Consider the following 19,415-nt stretch of genomic DNA (forward strand, 5'->3'; position numbering starts at 1 on the left):
TTTCTATTTTTCATCCTGCCAGACCTTTATCTCGCCTCTGGCTATAATGTCCTCTCCCTTGAATATCTCTCCCTTTATTACCCCGAACCCGCCATACTTCGCCAGCTTACAAACTGATACCCGCAAGGTATCGCCGACGCGTGCGCTCCCGAGGATCTCCAGGTTCTTTACTCCAAGCAGAAAACCTTTTGACCCGCCGTTGCCATTCTTTATTTTTCTGAACCCGTCCTGTGCTGCAATCGATTGGGCAATAAGCTCAGGATAGGAGGCTTCGTCAAGCCTGCCGTCTTCAGAGACGAATATAGTGTCCTTTGAAATCTCGACTTCAGTTATGGATTCACGTTCTTTTATTGCGACCAGTTTTTTAACGATGAGCATCGGAGGTTTGTGAGGGATTAATTCTGAAGCGTTTACGGGAAGCCTGACAATATCGTCCTGCCTGTCCGCGTTCTTCCAGCATAATGGGTCAGAAGCAAGATAGTCGCCTGTCAGTTGATAAGCTGCACCCCTGCAGCCATAACACTTGTTCAGATTAAGGCATTCACTGCACGGCCCCTTGATCGTCTTTTTATAGTTCTTCAGGTCCTGCATTACCTCGCTCTCACGGATAATATCAGCCAGTTTCTTCTCCCTGATATTCCCGACAGGTATTGTTACTCCCACGCAGGGCTGTACATATCCGTAAGAATCAATTGCACAGGAGAACTGGTGGCGCAGGCATTCTCCTGCAACCAAAGGCGGCTGGGGGTCCCAGTTGTTTCCGTATTTATCGCGGTCTATCTCAGCTATCCTGCAGAAAAACTTATGTATGCGTTCAGTGTCAACATCCAGCAGATCGTTTGCTTTGGCATTCCCCTGAGGAGTTATCATTTCAAAAAAGGGTATAATGTTCTGGTCCCTCAGCCACGTCCACATGCCTTCAAGTTCAGCAATATTCTGCCTGCAGATAATTGTACTTATCCCGAGAGGAGCGCCTGAAGGATAGCCAGTGCCTTTAAGGTTATTGAAAGCTTCATATATCTGATTATATGCGCCCTTTCTGCCTGCAAGCATGTCCTGGATCTTCTCATCGGCCGAGTTCATCTTCAGTACCACTGCAACTCCGAGCTCATATAACATCCGGGCCTTTGAGGCGTCTATGCCTGTGCCGTTTGTAAAAAGTTCCACATACAATCCCTGTGATTTTATGAAACCGAGCATGTCAAAGATGTGCGGATAGACCATCGGTTCTCCGCCGAGGATTATTATCTTCTTCGCGCCCAGTTCTTTTACCTGAAGGACTAAATCCTTGATTTCCCCTGCAGTTAATTCTCCCTCAAATCTTGAATCATCCTTTGCATAGCAGTAAACACAGTTAAAATTGCACCTGCGGCTGAATTCTATCTCAGCTGATAAAAGCCTGTTGTTGCTGACAGCATCTTCTATTTCCTCCGGAGAAAATTCAGCTCCATACATGCTGTTGTTACAACTCTCCATTTGTCTGTCTCCTGTCTATCAATCTTATTAATTTCCGTGAATTCCCTGAATAAACCTGCTCCATTACCTGCTCTTCACTCATAATGACCACCTCAGGACTCACCCTCAGACTGGCCTGAAGCTGTGCAGAAATGCTCTCCGGCGAACATGAACCATTGTTCACTGATACATATATCTTTACGTGATCGGAAAGGTCATAATTGCTTGTGAGCGTGACATAGTATTTGCTTATGCCAGGTATCCCGTCCAGCACAGAGTATATGGCCTGAGGATAGAGGGTCGTACCCCTGAATTTTATCATCTGTTTTTTTCTTCCGAGTATAGGCCCGAGACGGGGGGAGAAACGCCCGCAGCCGCACGGCTCGTCTATTATAAAACTTACATCACCAGTCTTGAATCTAAGCAGAGGCATCCCATCTATGGAGAACGGCGTTACAACGACCTCTCCTGTTTCCCCTGCCTGTAAAACCCTCCCTTTTTCATCCACAATCTCAACGATGGCGAGATCCGGATGGAGATGTCCTCCTGCCTGCATCCTACATTCGCAGAAAGTCGTAATGGTTTCAGATGAGGCATATGTCGAAAAAACCTTTGCTCCCCACATCTCCTCAATGTGAGATCCCATTCTAAGAAGTGACATATCTTTATCCCTTAAGGGTTCACCGATACAGACCAGTCTCTTTACGCCGATATCGCGTGGATCAATATTTTTTGATTCTATATATTTACCAAGCTTAAGGATAAAAGAAGGCACACCGACAATGACAGTCGGCCTGGCCCTCTGAATTATCTCAAGGTGGCTTGCAGTAGTGTTCAGCCCATTTCTGACAGCAGCAGCGCCGAGGCTTCTTATACCCAGAAAGTAGGCAAGGCCTGCGACAAAACATTTATCAATAGTACAGGTAAGAAGGACAATGTCATCAGCCGTAATTCCGCATCCGGCAAAAGATATCTCTTCATTGTATGCAAGCCTCTTTAAATCGTTTTCAGTGTACATAATCTGTGAGGGTTTACCGGTAGTTCCTGAAGAAAAGACTATATCAACTATTTTCGAAAGAGGCGCTGCAAGAAAATCATCGCAGTATTTCCCGAATTCTGATTTGTCGGTATACGGCAGTTCATGCAGATTTTTAAGGCTTATATTCTGTATGTCCATCCCTTTCAGCGTCCTGCGGTAATAGGGCGAATTGTTAATCAGATAATCCAGATGCTCCCTGAGAAGTTTCTCCTGTACTTCACTTATCCTGTCTCTGCCGGAAAATTCAATATTTCTGTATGAAGCAGAAAATTCTTTCATGCCTTGCACTCCATCAGGGAAAGTTCCTTGTCTATAGTTTCCCGCACTCTGTTCTTAAGAGAAAAGACGCTAAAATCCTTGTATTCCTCCCAAAGGACCGCAGGCAGTCTGCGCACTCTGATCGTACCGGGATGTAAAAACAGAGAACCCCTCGGCGGAATATTTTCACTTCCTGAGATACAAAGAGGGACTATCATGGCCTTTGATCTGAGAGCCAGGCGGAATGCCGCGCCATGAAAAGGGCCTATCTCCCTGTTTCCAGAACGGGTTCCCTCAGGAAAAAAGATTATTGAAACGCCTTCATCAAGCAAGGCTGCTGCCTTTTCATTAAAATCTTCAGGCATCATATTCCTAATGTCCAGATATTCCGCCATTCTTGCAAAACGTCCCAGTACAGGAATACGGAACGGCCAGATGTTCACAACCTGCACTGCTTCAAGAGGCAGAACGCACATCAGAAAAGCGTCAGTGGCTGCCCTGTGATTGCAGACAAAGATATAAGACCCGTCAGAAACTTCTCCTGAATGGTCCTCGTAATGAATCCTTATGAACGGAAATGTAACAGATGTCATCACCATGCCATACCAGCTTATGCAGCGCCTGAATCTTTTCATGACAGTCCTTTTTGATACGAAAAAAGACAAAAAGAACACAAAGAGCGAGAGTAGCGGAATAACAATCGCAGAAGCAATTAAAAACATCACATAAAAATAAATGTTCATCAGAATGAGTAATATCCTACCCATTCTTCAGGAATCCTTCCTTCCTTCAGCATTTTTTATTGACAAAATAAACTGATACACGTCCTGCAGGGTGCGTATGTTTCTTATCTTCTCTTCATTTCTGATATTTATCCCGAAGCTCTTTTGGAGCGCAACAACTAAATCCACTATATCGAGGCTGTCTAACCCGAGGTCGCTGAAGATATGCGCCTCAGGCTTTAACCTGTCGCTTTCTATCTCGAAAAACTCTTCAAAGACCTTATTGGTCTTCTCGATAATCTCCTCCTCAGTCATTCTTCCACCTCATCAGTATAATTTTACAACTTCCTGCAGACAAGTGCTGCATTAATACCTCCAAATGCAAAACAGTTCTTTAATATCGTATCTATTTTTTTTGTGACAGGGCTTGTGACATGATTTATTCCCATGCACTCAGGGCTTACATTATCCAGATTAAGAGTCGGATATATAACACCTTTCTGCATCATCTGCAAAGAGGCGATGAGCTCGATCGCGCCGGAAGCCCCAAGTGTATGGCCTATATATCCCTTGAGGCTGCTTACCGGGACAGAAGAACCAAAGACCTCTTTGATAGCCTCAGCCTCTTCCTTGTCTCCCTGAATTGTTGCTGTAGCATGGGCATTTATATAATCAATATCATCCTTTGTGATTCCGGCATCGCTCAGCGCCTGCTGCATGCATAGAACCATAGAGTCTTTATTGGACTGGCTGACGTGCGAGCCGTTTCCGTTCGTGCTGTAACCGATAATCTCAGCGTATATCTTTGTATTCCTCCAAACCGCGCTGTCATAATCTTCGAGGACAAGAACACCGCTTCCTTCACCGCAGACAAGGCCATCCCTGTCCCTGTCAAAAGGCCTCGGTGTCTTTGACGGATTATTGTTAAAACCTGCTGAAGTGGCCATGAGAACATCAAAAGACCCTGTGACGGTAGGATGGACCTCTTCAGCCCCGCCGCAGAGCATTATCTCCTGCCTTCCCAATCTCACAAGGTCATATCCCACCCCAATTGCATGAAGTGAAGATGCGCAGGCAGCTGAGGTGGCCATTATAAAACCTTCCAGCTCGAGGTACTGGGCAACGTTCGCAGCCGCGGTATGCGACATGCACTGAAAGAACATCGAAGAGTTAAGCTGACTGATGTCCTTTTCCGGCAGCATTATCTCAAAGGCGTCGTTAATGCTCTTTGCACTTCCCATAGTTGAGCCGATGACGCACCCGATTTTCAATTGAGGGATATCAGAGAAGCTGAAGCCAGAATCAGCAAGCGCCTGTTCAGCGGCCTGTGCTGAAAAAATACTCATGCGTCCCATAAAACGCCTCTTGTTCCTTGGTATTTTACGTTCATTCTGTATCTCTGCCGGTGCAGCAACATGGCTCCTGAGGCCTGTATATTTGTCCCAGCCTTCCATTAAACGCACTGCGCTCCTTCCATGATCGATCCCATCCATCAGCGCTTTCACATCATTGCCAAAGGGAGAAACAGAACCCATTCCTGTAATTACGACTCTCTTTAACTGCATAAATTCCTGCTCATAAATCTGCTGTATTTTTCATCTTTAATAATTGATTTTCCAACAACAAAGGATGACATCATCGCTCCTATTATTCCCGGGAGGAGTGAGCTTTGCCCGGCCGCATACATATTGCGCACAGGCAGTTTCCCTATCAGATTATACTGCCCGGCCTTCTGTTTGATTCCATATGCAGACCCGTCATGACTGTTCAGATAGTCCCTGAAGGAGAGCACTGATGCCGAATCGATCACTGTTAAGTGTTCTTTATAATCAGGATAAACCCTGAAAATTCGTTCTTTGATGCTCTCAACTCTTTCCTGCTTATAATCCTGATATGCCTGCGGCCTCTTTCCTCTTGCCGTGCTCTCCCATTGTTTAACATGTTCTATGAAAGAGGTGCCGAGGACGTTCATAATCCTTTGGCTTTTCCCGTTCACTTCTTCTGTGGACCTGATGATCACCAAGGCCTCTGCGCCTTTGTATTCAGGGTCCAGAAGCCGGTTGATATCTGTGTGAGGGAAAAGAGAGACGATTGAACTGCCGGAATCATGTTCGTTATAGCCTGAGTCCAGAGCAGCAAATAAGGCAAAAAAACCGGCAGATGCCTCGAAGGAGGAGACACGGCTGATAAATGCTTTACTTAATAATCCATCAGGAATGAGTTTAAGAATCTCTTTCGGATGTATTGTAAGGATGCAGTTCTCAGACTCTATCTCCTCGCCGGTGTTCAGAACGAATCTGCCTGCACGCTTGTTGCGTATATCGGTTATCTCAGTAATATAGCTGCTGCAGGCGACCTCTATATCAAAGTCCTTAAATTTGTTTTTGAAGGCCTCAATTAACGAAGCGCCACCGCCTTTAATGCGTGAAACAGATTCATACAGGCCAAAACATATCCTGCTATGGCTGGCAAAAGAGATCTCCCTTGGCCGGACTCCGTAACACATCGCAAAGCCGGATAACAGGGCCTTCAGCACTGCATTTCCTGTCAGGCTATTTAGTACTTCTTGGAGAGAAACAAAATCCTCATCGAGCCAGCCCTGAGTCATCGTGAGTGTACGAAGGTTCATTGAAGGCGTGTGAGCGCATACATGCTGGACTTTATCAAAATATTTGTCTACAGCCGCTGCAGCGGACGGAAAATAATTCTTGAATCTGTCCCTCAACTTACTAAAGCCGTACGGAACTTCATACGACCTGTTTTCGGATTCAAAATAAAAAGAGTTGGCGTTGTCTTTAGGAAGAAAAACCGGTTGAATCAAATCATAAAGGCCGAGAACAGACAGCATATCATGCAGCATCCCGCCCTTCTGCAGTCCTCCCGTAAAATGAAAGCCTGTATCAAAAGGTATCCCATTCCTGTAGAAAACAGAAATGGACCCTCCGATATGCGGGGCCTTTTCCAGAAGCAGCACCTTGCGGCCGTTCATCCCAAGGATAAGGGACATTGTCATACCGCTGATACCGCTGCCGACAACTATATCGTCATATTTTTTCATATAATTTTATATTTGCTCAGTGGAGCTGGAACTTTTAAAGACCAAATTCTAAATTGCCAGTCCCCCATTAATACCGATAACCTGTCCATGTATATACATGTCTTCTTCAGTACATAAAAAATTAACAACTGATGCTACATCTTCAGGCCTACCTAACCGGTTAACGGGTATCAGGTTCAGAACCTGCTCTTTGGGAAGCCCTTCTGTCATATCTGTTTCGATAAACCCGGGAGCAACCACATTTATGAGTATGTTTTTCTTGCCGACTTCACGGGCTAAGGCTTTGGCAGCGCCGATCAATCCAGCCTTGGAAGCGGAGTAGTTGACCTGACCTGCCTGCCCTATCTGTCCTGACACAGAGGACACAACAACGATGCGCCCTTTTTTGGCCTTTAACATGGAGAATAATATTGTGCGGGTCACATTGAAGAATCCGTCAAGATTTGTAGAAAGTACAGTGTCCCATTCGTTTTTTGTCATCCACATAAGGAGATTATCTTTGGAAATGCCTGAATTGTAGACCATGACATCGGGGGAAAAATCCTCTACCCTTTTTCCTAATGCAGTTTCTGTCTCTTCATAGCTGGAAACATCGAAGGGTATTAAATCACAGGCGCTTCCCAGTTTTTCTATTTCTGATTTAACCTTTTGGGCAGCCTCATGATTGCTTTTGTAAGTCAACCAAATATCAAAGCCGGATTGAGCCAGCCGTAAGGCTATGGCGCGTCCTATTCCACGGCTGCCACCAATTATTAACGCAATTTTTACCATAAGATTAAAATACAGAATGTAATCTTTCTCATAATACAATCTCCTTTATCATGGCCTTGAGCTCCAATGCTGTCTCTTACCCCTTGGGCATGGTGACCTGACCTGTAGAAGTAACCTTTACTGTCAGCATAAATACCTCCAGTAAGGATAAAAATCCTGACTTTTATTGTAAAGGACTTGTCAGTTTCTGTCAACATTTCTGCAGCTAACGTGTTGTTAACAAATAGAATTGTCAGGTTATAGAGCACATAAACTGATCTTCCCCAGATTTAACAGACACTGAGTTAAGTTAGGCTGCCATGAGTGTGCCGCCCTTTTCTAAAGTAATTCCACTCGCTCCGAACGACATGCATCATTAGGCTTGAAAGCATAGGATTTTCTGACAAACCATACAAACTTAAAATATAAAAAAGTATAAAAATATAGCTCAAAAAAACTTAAAATAAATCATCTATGAATATAAAGGGTGGCAAATGGTGCTTATGAGAAATAAGTTATTGATATTAAAAGAATTTCTCAGAACTCATAACCCGAAGGTCAGAGGTTCAAATCCTCTCCCCGCCACCAACTCAAGAGGCTAAATTGCCGGTTAATTTTTAAGTCTTTCATCCTGTTACAATAACCTCATCTTGTAGTATCCATCACATTTAAGGTATATTTTTCTATGGTTTTAACAGGACTTGACAGATTGGAAAAGGCATGGCCGGGGGAATTAAAAGGCTTGCGCGTGGGGCTCCTCGCGCATCCTGCTTCTGTGAACAGAAAACTTGAACATGCAGTAAATGTATTCTTCAAATCCAAAAAATTCAGACTCAAAGCGCTCTTTGGCCCTCAACACGGAATAAGAGGAGAGACGCAGGACAATATGGTTGAATGGAAGGGATTCCGTGACCCGCAGACAGGACTTCCTGTTTACAGTCTCTACGGACATACCAGAAAACCAGAACCTGAAATGCTTAGGGATATAGATGTCCTTGCTATAGACCTTCAGGACATCGGCTCAAGATACTATACATTCATCTGGACCATGGAACTCTGCATGCAGGCATGTCTTGAAAATAGAAAATCAGTTGTTGTCCTTGACAGACCAAACCCATTGGGAGGTTTAGCGATAGAAGGCGCTGTGCTTGATATGTCATATGCGTCATTTGTCGGACAGCGTCCTTTGCCGATAAGGCACGGGATGACTGTTGGAGAGATAGCAAATTATCTCAAGAACAAATTTTATCCGTCTCTAAATTTACACATAATCAAAATGCATGGCTGGAAGAGGAATATGTTCTTTGACCGGACAAAACTTCCATGGGTCATGCCCTCCCCTAATATGCCAACACTTGATACCGCAATTGCCTATCCGGGAATGTGTCTTCTTGAAGGGACAAACCTGAGCGAAGGAAGAGGAACGACAAGGCCGTTTGAGATATTTGGCGCTCCATTCATAGAGCCTGACGCACTCATAAAAAGGCTCAAAGAATTTAAAATTTCAGGTGTTATTTTCAGGCCAATATTTTTCCAGCCCACATTCCAAAAACATGCAGGAAGCCTGTGCGGCGGCAGCCAGATTCATGTTATTGACAGGAATAAATTCAGGCCTTTCAAGGCAGGCGTTGCAATCCTAAAGGCAGTCCGCGATCTTTATCCTGAACATTTCAGGTGGAAACAACCGCCATATGAATACGAAACACAGAAGATGCCGATTGACATACTCGCAGGAACAGACAGGCTGAGAATAGAGATAGAGAAAGGCGAATCCATCAAAAACATGGAAGAGTGGTGGACAAAAGAATTAAAGGCATTTCAAAAAATCAGGAAAAAATACTTAATGTATTCGTAATTGCTGCTGACTTTTATGCCAAAATTTTCTATAAAAATATTCCTCCCTGCTGCTGGTCTTGGTGAAAGGCTGAGGCCGATTACATATCACATCCCAAAACCATTGCTGCCGGTTTTAGGGAAGCCTTTGCTTGAAATCATTTTAGATAAATTAGAAATATCTTCAGGCAGGATCGGAATCAATCTTCATTACAAGCCTGAATTAATGCGCCAATGGATTAAGCAGTCCGCATTTGCAAACCGCATGGAATTATTTCCTGAAGACTCTATTCTCGGCACCGGCGGAGCATTGAAAAATGCAGAAGCATTTCTTTCAGATAATCATTTTCTTGTGCACAATGCGGACATCCTGTCTGATATTGATTTCACATTCCTTATCGAAACTCATCTTTCCTCTGGAAATATTGCAACACTGGCAACACACAACTATCCAAAATATAACAATGTGGTTGTGGATGAGAACGGTTATGTAATTGACGTTGAAAATCCCGGCACATCAATCCCGAATCCGGACACAATAGCCAAAAAAATTGCGTATACAGGCATTGCCGTATATTCTCCTGAAATATTAAAATTCCTGCCATCCGGCGTTTCACATACAACAATAGCTTGGATTGCCGCGGCCAAAGCCGGACATAAGATTCGAGCTCTTGATTTTACTGGATGCTACTGGAGTGACATCGGAACACCTGCTACCTATGCCTCTGCAATTATTGATGCGTTAAGGAAGGATGGAGAGACGGTTTATATTCATCCCTCTGTAAAAGACTGTAATGATATTGATGTGGATGGATATATCGCCATTGAAAGAGAAGCTATATTAACTGAAGGTTCTTCGCTCAGGAATTGTATAATGCTTCCTGGCAGCAAAACGGAAAGCAGGAAACATTACGAAAATTGCATTCTTGGCGCTGCTTTCAGAATAGACCTTAAAGAATCAGAAGTAATAAGCGCATCAACGGATGAAAGTAAAATTCTCATAAGCACAGGAGGCTCTGACAGAAAATATTACAGGATTGAAAAAGACGGGAAAACAGCAGTACTCATGGAATGCAGAAAAAACGATCCTGATTTTGAGAGGCATATTGAATACACAAAATTCCTGTCAAGATACTCCATCCCCGTACCTGACCTTCTTGAGGCAAAAACAGAAAAGATGCAGGCAGTATTTGAAGACCTCGGAGACATCTCGCTCTATAGCCGGCTCAAATGCAGGCGCGAACCTGAACAGCTTGAGGCAATGTACAGAAAGGTTTTGGATATAGCAGTCAGTATCCACACAAAGGCGACTGCGAATGTTTCAGAATGTCCAATGCTTCAAAGCAGGGTTTTTGATTACGAACATTTCAGATTGGAGACGAGTTATTTCATGGAAAGATTTGTGGAAGGCATTAGAGGAATAAAGATTAAAAACATAGCAGCCTTAGATGATGAATTCCATGGGCTCGCGCAAAAGGCTGATTCATTTCCGAAAACCATAATCCACAGGGATTTCCAGTCACAGAATATCATGATACATAAAGGTATTCCCCGCCTTATAGATTATCAGGGAGCAAGAATGGGACCTTCTGCATACGATGTTGCATCAATCCTATGGGATCCATATTACAGGCTTGAGGATAATATGAGAGAGAGGCTGTTGGAATATTATTTTGATAAGATGAAAGCTGCCGATTTACTCTCCTCGGCGAGTCGCCTGTGGCAACCCATTCACCCGGAGACTTTAATAATCTGCCGCCTCCAGCGACACATGCAGGCGCTCGGAGCTTACGGATTCCTCTCTGCTGTAAAAGGGAAAAGATATTTTCTGAAACATATCCATGAAGGATTAAGGCTTTTAAAAGAAGATGTCGCTCTTGTGAAGAATGATTATCCTGTATTGTATGGGCTGGTTATGGAGTTGTAGAAAAAATCTCATTCCTCATTTTGCAATTTTATCATATTAAACTCCTTAAGATTCTCCATCAGTTGCTCTTCTGAAATAACTCCAAGTTGCACTAAAGCCTCACCGAAAAATATATAGGTGTCTTGCTGTTCCTTTAAAAGTTCTTTTAACTGTTCCTCTGAAAGATATTTTCCCCTTACTGCAATCTCTCCGAACTTCTCCTGCATATCTTCCTGAATTATGAGTATCTTGTTTACATCATCCTCTGTAAGCCAGCCTTTGTTCCTGGCAAGCTCTCCAATCATCAGATTGTTCTTCTTCTGTATGAAGCGAGCCCTTAGAATATCCAGTTCATCAATAATCTTTTTTTCAAGAAGATACTGTCCGAATTTCAGAAATTTTCTCATTCATTAACTCCTATCCTTGCCTTATACTAACTCACTATAGCAAAAGTATTCGTGCATATCAAGTCTAAAACTATTGACATCTTCGCTTGCTAATCCTTAGAGTTAAATACAAATGGATTTGCTTGGACAGGTAAATACAGCGATAAAAAAACATTCAATGCTCTTTGAAAAAGACAGGGTTTTAACCGGTCTTTCAGGAGGCCCTGACTCTGTATGCCTTCTTCATGCGCTGAATAATTTAAAGGATGAATACAAGATGGAGCTTCATGCTATATACATCGACCACGGCTTAAGGCCTGACGAAATTCCTGTTGAAATAGAATTCTGCAAAACCCTCTGCGAAAATCTCGGGGTGCCGTTTATCACTAAATCTGTTGCTGTAAAGTCTTATGCCAAAGAGTATGGGTTGAACAAGCAAGAAGCGGCAAGGGAACTGAGATATAAAATGTTTGAAGATGTTGCTCTTGAAATAGGCTCAAACAGGATTGCGCTTGCGCACAATGCAGATGATCAGGCAGAGACATTCTTCATGAGAATTCTAAGAGGCGCAGGACAGAAAGGTCTTACAGGCATCCCGCCTGTAAGAGGGAAAATCATAAGGCCGCTTATTGAGATTGAAAGAAAAGATATAGAAGAATTTCTTGATAGCATATCGCAGTCTTTTATTGTTGACTCATCGAATCTCAAAAAGGATTATTTCAGGAATTGGCTGAGGCTTGCTGTCATGCCGGAGTTCAAAAAGCAGAACCCCGCTCTGGTCAATACCATAAGCAGGGTCTGCGAGATTATCAGAGAGGAAGATAACTATCTTGAGCTTATCGTCACAAAGACATTGATGAAGCTCATTCCTAAAAAAACAGATAGGACAATTGAACTTTTTCTCGTACCGCTTGAAAATATGAATAAGGTCATCCTGCGAAGAGTCTTAAGAAGGGCAATTGATGCGGTAAAAGGTTTAAGGGGAATCGGCTTTGTTAACATTGAGGACATTATAGAGCTTGTGAAAAAAGGCGATTCCGGCGACAGGATTTATCTTCCGAAAGGCGTCAGGGTCATTAAAGGTTATGCAACATTAATCCTCACTTCAGAGCAGCCTTCGCAGCTTCGTACATACAGCCTTAACGTACCTGAAGAGCTTGCATTGAAAGAGTCCGGTATTCTGATAAAGTCTTCATCTGCTGACAGTGCGGAGATTTCCTGCGATGGAAAATCAAAAGTCATGATTGACGCTGAGAGGATAAAGCTGCCCTTGGTTGTGCGGGCAAGAAAGGCAGGGGATTTCTTTTACCCTGCCGGTTTCGGCAAAAAGAAAAAGCTTCAGGATTATTTTGTGGATGAGAAGATACCAAGAGATGAGAGGGATTCAGTACCAATAGTTCTTTCGGGAGAGGATGTTGTCTGGATTGCAGGATACAGGGCAGATGAGAGGTTTAAGGTGACGAATGATACAAAAAAGATTTTGATGCTTGAGATAAAGCCATTGGCGGGGAAATGAAGGGGATTTTTCTTTATACGAATCTTAAATTGTGCTATATACGGCAAGTAAAATGAAAAACAAAATGCGGCCTAATTGCATTATCTCCCTTAGCTCATTTACAAAAGAAATTAGTTTTGTTATAAAATAAAGCAAGTTAATGCGGTAAATGAAAACAACGGAAGGAGGGCATATTATGTATGGAATGAAAGAAATAATACAGGAAGCTGAATCCCTTCCTGTTGAGGAAAGGGCAATAGTTGTAGACTCTTTACTGCAATCTCTTAATCCTCCAGCCGCTGAAATTGATATGGAATGGTTAAAGGTTGCAAAACGAAGACTTGCGGAGTTACGCTCTGGCAGCGTGAAGCCAATCCCGGGAAATGAAGTGTTTGCTAAAATTCGTGAGCGCTTTGAGAAATGACCTTTTCATTTCATTCCGAGGCAGAATCAGAGTTCTATGAGGCTATTGATTATTATGAAAATTCCGCACTCGGCCTCGGTTATGATTTTTCACTTGAGGTGCTTGCCGCTATTCAGAATGTTGTCAGTTACCCGACAGTATGGCCAATCATAGAAGAAGACATCCGGCGCTGCCTTGTAAACCGTTTCCCCTACGGTGTTGTCTATAGTATTGAGCAGAGCGAGATTTTCATTCTTGCAGTAATGCATCTGCGCCGACATCCTGATTATTGGAAAAACAGGGTAAGGAAGTAACCAAAATCTCCCCTTACCCCTCTTTGAAAAAGAGGGGAATTAAGAATGTGCACGATTCTTTTAAATCTGTTATATTCTATATCCAGATAATGATTTGGGACATTTTAAATTCAAATGTCTGTCATTCCTGCGTAAGCAGGAATCCAGCACTCAGCATAGACCATGCATTTCTGGATTCCGCATCAAGTGCGGAATGACAAAATAGAACAGGAGGTTTTGGAGAGAAAATGGTACGGGTTCGTTTTGCGCCGAGTCCTACAGGGCATCTGCATATTGGAGGAGCGAGGACTGCTCTTTTTAACTACCTTTTTGCAAGACACAATAACGGCAAATTCATACTGAGAATTGAAGACACTGACAGGACACGCTCCACAGAAGAATACATAGAGGCAATCATCGAAGGAATGCAATGGCTTAAACTCGAATGGGATGAAGGCCCATTCAGGCAGACAGACAGGTTTGATGTATATAGAAGTTATGTTGATAAACTTCTGAAAGAAGGCAAGGCATATTACTGCTACTGCTCGCCCGAAGAGCTTGAGCAGAGAAGAAAAGAGGCTCTGGCTCAGGGAAAATCTCCAAAATACGACGGAAGATGCAGGGATAATAAATGCCCTAAAGGAGCTGTCAGGTTTAAGATGCCGCAGGAAGGCCAGACAGTTGTTGATGACTTAATAAAGGGCAAGGTTGTATTTGAAAATGATCAGCTTGATGACCTCATTATAATGCGCTCTGACGGAACGCCAACATATAACTTTACAGTTGTTGTTGATGACGTTGATATGAAGATAACGCACGTTATAAGAGGTGACGACCATCTGAATAATACGCCAAAGCAGATACATATATATAAAGCACTCGGGCATGAGATTCCATTGTTTGCGCATCTTCCGATGATTCTCGGCTCTGACAAGACACGACTCTCAAAAAGGCATGGAGCAACGTCTGTGATGGCTTATAAGGAGATGGGTTATCTTCCTGATGCTTTGATAAATTATCTTGTGCGTCTCGGATGGTCCTGCGGAGATCAGGAGGTGTTCACAAGGGAGGAGTTAATAAAATATTTCTCTTTTGAGAATGTCGGTAAATCATCTGCTGTATTTAATCCTGAAAAACTTCTGTGGCTCAACAGCCAGTATATCATCAAATCAAATCCTGAAGAACTTGGAGAGCTTGTGATTCCCTTTCTTGAAAATGCAGGCGTAATCCAAAAGGGACAGCAAATAGACAGGCAGTGGCTTTCAAGGGCAATCAAAACACTTCAGGAGCGGGCAAAGACATTGGTTGAGCTTGCAAATTCCCTCAGATATTACATAGCAGAAGATGTTCAATATGACGAGAAGGCAAAGCCAAAATTCCTGAATGAAAAGAGTATGCCGTATCTTAAAGAACTGAAAGAGGGCATCGAATCAATCTCTGATTTTTCAGCTCATGAACTTGAAAAGGTCTTTAAATCTATTGTAGAAAAGCATGGAATAAAGCTTGGCGCCCTCGCCCAGCCCGTGCGCGTTGCCATGACCGGCGGCACCGAAAGCCCCGGCATATTCAAGTTGCTTGAGGTTCTTGGGAAAGAAAAGACGATTAAGAGACTTGAGAGAGCGATTAAGACAATAGAAAGCGGAAATTGATATGAATACCGACAAACCTACTGATTTTATAAGAGAGATAATCAGGGAAGACCTGAAGGCAGGGAAATACGACAGCCGTGTTCACACTCGCTTCCCTCCTGAGCCAAACGGCTACCTTCACATCGGCCATGCAAAATCAATCTGCCTCAATTTCGGAATCGCAAATGAATTCAACGGTCTTTGCAACCTGCGCTTTGACGACACAAATCCGACAAAAGAAGAAGTTGAATACGTTGAGTCAATAAAAGAAGATGTCAAATGGCTGGGATTTGACTGGGACAAGAGAGAGTATTATGCATCTGATTATTTCCAGAGACTTTATGATTACGCTGTTGAGCTTATCAAAAAAAGCAAGGCATATGTATGTGACTTAAGCGCTGATGAGATTAGGGAATACCGCGGAACACTCACAGAACCCGGCAAAGAAAGCCCATATCGCAACCGCTCTGTCGAAGAAAATCTTGAACTCTTTGAGAAGATGCGTAAAGGCGAATTTCCTGACGGCTCTCGCACCTTGCGGGCAAAGATTGACATGAAATCAGGGAATATAAATATGCGCGACCCTGTTATCTACAGGATAATGCATGCAGAACACCACAGGACAGGCAATAAATGGTGCATCTATCCCATGTATGATTTTGCTCATTGTTTTTCCGATTCAATAGAAGGAATAACGCATTCCATCTGCACCCTTGAATTTGAAGACCACAGGCCCTTGTATGACTGGTTTCTTGATGAACTTGGAGTATATCATCCACGGCAGATTGAGTTTGCGAGGCTTAACCTCAGTTACACAGTCTTAAGCAAGAGAAGACTCATCCGGCTTGTTCAGGAAGGGCATGTCAATGGATGGGATGATCCGAGAATGCCGACAATATCAGGATTAAGAAGGCGCGGTTATACTCCGGAATCAATCAGGAATTTCTGCGAGCGCATTGGCATTGCCAAAAGAGACAGCCTTGTTGACATGGCTCTGCTTGAATACTGCATCCGCGAAGACCTGAACAAAAGCGCTCAGCGGGTTATGGCGGTTCTCAAGCCGCTGAAGGTAGTGATAACAAATTACCCTGAAAATCAGACCGAAGAACTTGAGGCGATAAATAATCCCGAGGATGAGAGCATGGGCAAAAGAAAGGTTCCTTTCTCGCGTATTCTTTATATTGAGAGAGATGATTTCAGGGAAAATCCTCCCAAAGAGTTTTTCCGCCTGGCGCCACGTAGTGAAGTGAGATTGAGATATGCGTATTACATCACTTGCGTTGACGTTATTAAGGACAAGACTACCGGAGAAGTTACAGAGCTTCACTGCACCTATGACCCTGCAACCCGCGGAGGAGATTCTCCTGATAAAAGAAAAGTGAAGGCAACATTACACTGGGTCTCCGCTTCTCATGCAATTGAGGCAGAGGTGCGGCTCTACGACCATCTCTTCACAAAACCGAGCCCCGGCGAAGAAAACGATGATTTTAAGACAGACATCAATCCGAAATCACTTGAACTGCTGAAGTCATGCTTTGTTGAACCAAGCCTTGCCGATGCGAAAACCGGTGACAGATTTCAGTTTGAGAGAATGGGTTATTTCTGCGTTGACCGTGATTCAACAAAAGAGAAACCCGTATTCAACAGGACAGTCACCCTGCGCGACACTTGGGCAAAAATAGAAAAAGCTCAGAAAAAGGGATAATGCTCAAAGTTAGCAGCGGCTATCCGCATCCTCAGGAGTGACCAGTTAAACATCATTTCTGCAAATCCCTGTCATCAATATGAAACTTATGAAGCATCCTGTGCACAATTGGCGAGAAAATGATTCCCATTATTGCAATAAATAGAAGTCCGCTAAAAAGCGCATATCCTGACGCAAAAACTTTTGCGCCTGTACCGGCAAGAGGATTTACCGGGCCCATACCGCCCAAGATCATAGACGCATTGAGAAGGGCATCAACCCAGTCAAGACCGGCAATCCAGTGATATCCGGCAACTCCGGCGAACAGGGCCGCTAAAATCAATAAAATGGAGATTCCGATAGCGCCTGCCAATCTTCTCATGAAGACTGCAACCGGAGCTATTTTTTCGTGTTTGCGTTCAAACATGTCTTAAGCCTCACTTTCTGCATAAGAATCAAACACATATTCGGCAATAATCACGACTGCGTTTTTAACTTTCCGGAAGTTTAATTCTGAATATAGTTCCTTTATCAGCTCTTTCTACAGATACAGCCCCCCCGTGCGAGACGATTATCTTATGCACTATCGCCAGCCCAAGCCCTGTGCCCTTCTCCTTCGTTGTATAGAACGGCAGAAAAATCTTGTCTTTAATCCCCTCAGATATTCCATGCCCTGTATCAGATACGGTAATCTCTGCATAGCTACGAGTCTTTGCATACCCGAAACTAAGCTTCCCTCCGCCCTTCATCGCATCAGCGGCATTCTGAATCAGGTTTGTGAATGCCTGCCTTAGAAGTATCTCATCGCCCGATATGAAAACAGACTTGTCAATATCCAGAAGAACTTCAACACTGCCGCTAACACCTGCGATGCTTGACACACAACTGTTTATGACTTCATTGAGATTGATTTTTGAGAGAATTAATTCAACAGGCCTTGCAAATGACAAAAAATCAGAGATAATCCTATCCATAACCTCAATCTCCTTTGAGATTGCCTCAACTGTCGGTATCAGCGCAGCGTCAGCCTTTCTGGAAAGCAGTTTTGTATATCCTGCAATCACTCCAAGAGGATTCCTGAGCTCGTGTGCAATACCCGCAGACATCTCTCCGAGGCTTGACAGCCTTTTCCTTAGTTCCGCCTGAGACTCCAGCGCCTTAAGCTCTGTAAGGTCGGTAAAGACAAGTATGTTGCCTATCTCTTTACCCTCATTGTCACGCAAAGGTGAAAAGGTAAGCCCGAGCCACAGCTCCCTGCCGTCAGGCAACTTATACTGAACCTCTCCTCTTTCAATGGGCTTTCCTTCTTTAAGGAGTTTTGCTATCGGGTTTTTAAAAAGTTCCTCGCAGTTCCTTCCAATTGCATCTTCTGCCTTTATGCCAAGAATCTTTTCCGCTGATGAGTTCATGGTCTTGATTCTTAAATCCCTGTCAAAACTTATTACACCGCTCGGTACGCTCTGAAGGATATTCCTGTTGTAGCTTTCAACATCCCCTGCCCTCTGCTCGGCGAGCTTCTTTAACACCTCAAGCTCTTTCTCCTTTTCTTTCAGCTTGGAGACAAGCTCATGAAATGTATCAACGACAAATCCTACATGCGAAGTATCCTTCTGTTCTTTTTTTTTCTTTTCCTTGTTGAATTTCAGGAATGCCCTGAATAAATAGAAGAAGACAAGTGTTACAATCAGGAATATAAAAAGAGGCAAGTATGCTGCTTCGGCGCTCATCTAATTCCTATATACCAGAAAAAAATCTCCTGCCCTGCAAAGAGTGTTATAATTGCGCCTGCCGCAAGGAACGGGCCGAATGGTATCTTGCTCTTTCTTCCGCTGCCCTTAAATACCATCAGGAATATGCCCCATACAGAACCAAAGAGACTTCCGAGAAAGGTCGTCAGCAGGACAGATTTCCATCCCATCAAAGCTCCAACCATTGCCATCATCTTTATGTCGCCTCCGCCCATTCCTCCACGGCTGAGAACGGCAATCAAATAGAAAAGGCCAAACCCTGTGACAGCGCCGATAATTGAAGTCTTAAATCCCATTAAGCTCCATCTCAAAAAAGGGTCATAAAGCAAAAATGAGCCTGCGATCAATCCTATCAGGGCACCGGGAATCGTTATGCTGTCGGGTATTATCTGGAAATCAACATCAATGAATGTTATCACTATCAATGAAGAAACAAACGCAAAATAAAATAATGTGTGCCATCCCATTCCGAATCTCCATAAAACAGCGGTATAGAAAAAGGCATTCACAGCCTCAACCACCGGATACCTGAGAGATATATTTCCCTTGCATGCCCTGCATCTTCCGGCAAGCATTATATAGCTGATAATCGGTATGTTATCCCATATCTTTATGGGTGTGTTGCATGACGGGCAGTATGAAGAAGGCAGGATTATTGATTTCCCTCTCGGGATTCTGTATATGCAGACATTCAGGAAAGAACCGACGATGGAGCCGAAGATAAAAACCATGAGGTAAATAATCAGGCTGTGCATAT

At 43.5% G+C, this 19,415-nt stretch carries 18 protein-coding genes; 7 read left to right on the top strand and 11 right to left on the bottom strand.

Annotation, left to right across the window (positions count from 1 at the left end; genetic code table 11):
- Positions 1-3: 3 nt before the first annotated feature.
- Genes HY035_02335 through fabG form a run of 7 tightly spaced genes read right to left on the bottom strand, consistent with a single transcriptional unit; the run spans position 4 to position 7,303 of the window.
- On the bottom strand, positions 4-1,476 hold the full coding sequence (locus tag HY035_02335) for a radical SAM protein (GenBank protein MBI3377228.1): 1,473 nt from the start codon (positions 1,474-1,476) through the stop codon (positions 4-6).
- Positions 1,463-2,773, bottom strand: coding sequence for an AMP-binding protein (locus HY035_02340; GenBank protein ID MBI3377229.1), 1,311 nt, complete (start codon positions 2,771-2,773; stop codon positions 1,463-1,465). Before HY035_02340 ends, HY035_02335 begins: the two co-directional genes overlap by 14 nt.
- On the bottom strand, positions 2,770-3,519 hold the full coding sequence (locus tag HY035_02345; protein MBI3377230.1) for a 1-acyl-sn-glycerol-3-phosphate acyltransferase: 750 nt from the start codon (positions 3,517-3,519) through the stop codon (positions 2,770-2,772). The genes HY035_02340 and HY035_02345 overlap by 4 nt, the downstream gene beginning before the upstream one ends.
- 3 nt (positions 3,520-3,522) lie before the next feature.
- On the bottom strand, positions 3,523-3,789 hold the full coding sequence (locus tag HY035_02350) for an acyl carrier protein (GenBank protein MBI3377231.1): 267 nt from the start codon (positions 3,787-3,789) through the stop codon (positions 3,523-3,525).
- 23 nt (positions 3,790-3,812) lie between these two features.
- Positions 3,813-5,039: a beta-ketoacyl-[acyl-carrier-protein] synthase family protein gene (locus HY035_02355; protein MBI3377232.1), complete on the bottom strand. Its 1,227-nt coding sequence runs from the start codon at positions 5,037-5,039 to the stop codon at positions 3,813-3,815.
- Complete coding sequence (locus HY035_02360; protein ID MBI3377233.1) at positions 5,030-6,532, bottom strand: NAD(P)/FAD-dependent oxidoreductase; 1,503 nt, start codon at positions 6,530-6,532, stop codon at positions 5,030-5,032. The genes HY035_02355 and HY035_02360 overlap by 10 nt, the downstream gene beginning before the upstream one ends.
- 48 nt (positions 6,533-6,580) lie before the next feature.
- Positions 6,581-7,303 carry a 3-oxoacyl-ACP reductase FabG gene (gene fabG, locus HY035_02365; GenBank protein MBI3377234.1) on the bottom strand — a complete coding sequence of 241 codons (723 nt, stop codon included), beginning with the start codon at positions 7,301-7,303 and terminating at the stop codon, positions 6,581-6,583.
- A 664-nt stretch (positions 7,304-7,967) separates the two neighbouring features.
- Between fabG and HY035_02370 the strand changes: the two genes are divergently transcribed.
- Together HY035_02370 and HY035_02375 are read left to right on the top strand one after the other, a co-directional pair.
- On the top strand, positions 7,968-9,137 hold the full coding sequence (locus HY035_02370) for a DUF1343 domain-containing protein (GenBank protein ID MBI3377235.1): 1,170 nt from the start codon (positions 7,968-7,970) through the stop codon (positions 9,135-9,137).
- Between the two features lie 15 nt (positions 9,138-9,152).
- Positions 9,153-11,042, top strand: a complete 1,890-nt coding sequence (locus HY035_02375) for a phosphotransferase (protein MBI3377236.1) — start codon at positions 9,153-9,155, stop codon at positions 11,040-11,042.
- Between the two features lie 8 nt (positions 11,043-11,050).
- Here the strand turns inward: HY035_02375 and HY035_02380 are convergent, their stop codons facing one another.
- Positions 11,051-11,428, bottom strand: coding sequence for a hypothetical protein (locus HY035_02380; GenBank protein MBI3377237.1), 378 nt, complete (start codon positions 11,426-11,428; stop codon positions 11,051-11,053).
- A 112-nt stretch (positions 11,429-11,540) separates the two neighbouring features.
- Here HY035_02380 and tilS point away from each other — a divergent pair, with 112 nt between their 5' ends.
- The 5 genes from tilS (at position 11,541) to HY035_02405 (ending at position 16,931) form a co-directional block, all read left to right on the top strand.
- Entirely contained in the window at positions 11,541-12,923 is a 1,383-nt protein-coding gene (tilS, locus tag HY035_02385; GenBank protein ID MBI3377238.1) for a tRNA lysidine(34) synthetase TilS, read from the top strand.
- 175 nt (positions 12,924-13,098) lie between these two features.
- Positions 13,099-13,326, top strand: a complete 228-nt coding sequence (locus HY035_02390; GenBank protein MBI3377239.1) for an addiction module protein — start codon at positions 13,099-13,101, stop codon at positions 13,324-13,326.
- On the top strand, positions 13,323-13,619 hold the full coding sequence (locus HY035_02395) for a type II toxin-antitoxin system RelE/ParE family toxin (GenBank protein MBI3377240.1): 297 nt from the start codon (positions 13,323-13,325) through the stop codon (positions 13,617-13,619). Before HY035_02390 ends, HY035_02395 begins: the two co-directional genes overlap by 4 nt.
- 227 nt (positions 13,620-13,846) lie before the next feature.
- Positions 13,847-15,247, top strand: coding sequence for a glutamate--tRNA ligase (gltX, locus tag HY035_02400; protein ID MBI3377241.1), 1,401 nt, complete (start codon positions 13,847-13,849; stop codon positions 15,245-15,247).
- 1 nt (position 15,248) lies between these two features.
- Positions 15,249-16,931: a glutamine--tRNA ligase/YqeY domain fusion protein gene (locus tag HY035_02405; protein MBI3377242.1), complete on the top strand. Its 1,683-nt coding sequence runs from the start codon at positions 15,249-15,251 to the stop codon at positions 16,929-16,931.
- Positions 16,932-16,983: 52 nt separating this feature from the next.
- Here HY035_02405 and HY035_02410 read toward each other — a convergent pair whose 3' ends face one another.
- From HY035_02410 to HY035_02420, 3 genes are all read right to left on the bottom strand, one after another.
- Positions 16,984-17,337 carry a hypothetical protein gene (locus HY035_02410; GenBank protein MBI3377243.1) on the bottom strand — a complete coding sequence of 118 codons (354 nt, stop codon included), beginning with the start codon at positions 17,335-17,337 and terminating at the stop codon, positions 16,984-16,986.
- Positions 17,338-17,401: 64 nt separating this feature from the next.
- Entirely contained in the window at positions 17,402-18,637 is a 1,236-nt protein-coding gene (locus HY035_02415; GenBank protein MBI3377244.1) for a PAS domain-containing protein, read from the bottom strand.
- Positions 18,634-19,413 carry a prepilin peptidase gene (locus tag HY035_02420; GenBank protein MBI3377245.1) on the bottom strand — a complete coding sequence of 260 codons (780 nt, stop codon included), beginning with the start codon at positions 19,411-19,413 and terminating at the stop codon, positions 18,634-18,636. The genes HY035_02415 and HY035_02420 overlap by 4 nt, the downstream gene beginning before the upstream one ends.
- Positions 19,414-19,415 lie beyond the last annotated feature (2 nt).

The sequence above is a fragment of the Nitrospirota bacterium genome, from assembly GCA_016195565.1.
GTDB lineage: Bacteria > Nitrospirota > Thermodesulfovibrionia > Thermodesulfovibrionales > UBA1546 > UBA1546.

Coding starts and splice junctions, on each gene's coding strand:
- HY035_02345 (MBI3377230.1), bottom strand. CDS start 3,519: ATGGGTAGGATATTACTCATTCTGATGAACATTTATTTTTATGTGATG.
- HY035_02415 (MBI3377244.1), bottom strand. CDS start 18,637: ATGAGCGCCGAAGCAGCATACTTGCCTCTTTTTATATTCCTGATTGTA.
- HY035_02375 (MBI3377236.1), top strand. CDS start 9,153: ATGCCAAAATTTTCTATAAAAATATTCCTCCCTGCTGCTGGTCTTGGT.
- fabG (MBI3377234.1), bottom strand. CDS start 7,303: ATGGTAAAAATTGCGTTAATAATTGGTGGCAGCCGTGGAATAGGACGC.
- HY035_02405 (MBI3377242.1), top strand. CDS start 15,249: ATGAATACCGACAAACCTACTGATTTTATAAGAGAGATAATCAGGGAA.
- HY035_02355 (MBI3377232.1), bottom strand. CDS start 5,039: ATGCAGTTAAAGAGAGTCGTAATTACAGGAATGGGTTCTGTTTCTCCC.
- HY035_02350 (MBI3377231.1), bottom strand. CDS start 3,789: ATGACTGAGGAGGAGATTATCGAGAAGACCAATAAGGTCTTTGAAGAG.
- gltX (MBI3377241.1), top strand. CDS start 13,847: ATGGTACGGGTTCGTTTTGCGCCGAGTCCTACAGGGCATCTGCATATT.
- HY035_02380 (MBI3377237.1), bottom strand. CDS start 11,428: ATGAGAAAATTTCTGAAATTCGGACAGTATCTTCTTGAAAAAAAGATT.
- HY035_02360 (MBI3377233.1), bottom strand. CDS start 6,532: ATGAAAAAATATGACGATATAGTTGTCGGCAGCGGTATCAGCGGTATG.
- HY035_02340 (MBI3377229.1), bottom strand. CDS start 2,773: ATGAAAGAATTTTCTGCTTCATACAGAAATATTGAATTTTCCGGCAGA.
- tilS (MBI3377238.1), top strand. CDS start 11,541: ATGGATTTGCTTGGACAGGTAAATACAGCGATAAAAAAACATTCAATG.
- HY035_02395 (MBI3377240.1), top strand. CDS start 13,323: ATGACCTTTTCATTTCATTCCGAGGCAGAATCAGAGTTCTATGAGGCT.
- HY035_02370 (MBI3377235.1), top strand. CDS start 7,968: ATGGTTTTAACAGGACTTGACAGATTGGAAAAGGCATGGCCGGGGGAA.
- HY035_02420 (MBI3377245.1), bottom strand. CDS start 19,413: ATGCACAGCCTGATTATTTACCTCATGGTTTTTATCTTCGGCTCCATC.
- HY035_02390 (MBI3377239.1), top strand. CDS start 13,099: ATGTATGGAATGAAAGAAATAATACAGGAAGCTGAATCCCTTCCTGTT.
- HY035_02410 (MBI3377243.1), bottom strand. CDS start 17,337: ATGTTTGAACGCAAACACGAAAAAATAGCTCCGGTTGCAGTCTTCATG.
- HY035_02335 (MBI3377228.1), bottom strand. CDS start 1,476: ATGGAGAGTTGTAACAACAGCATGTATGGAGCTGAATTTTCTCCGGAG.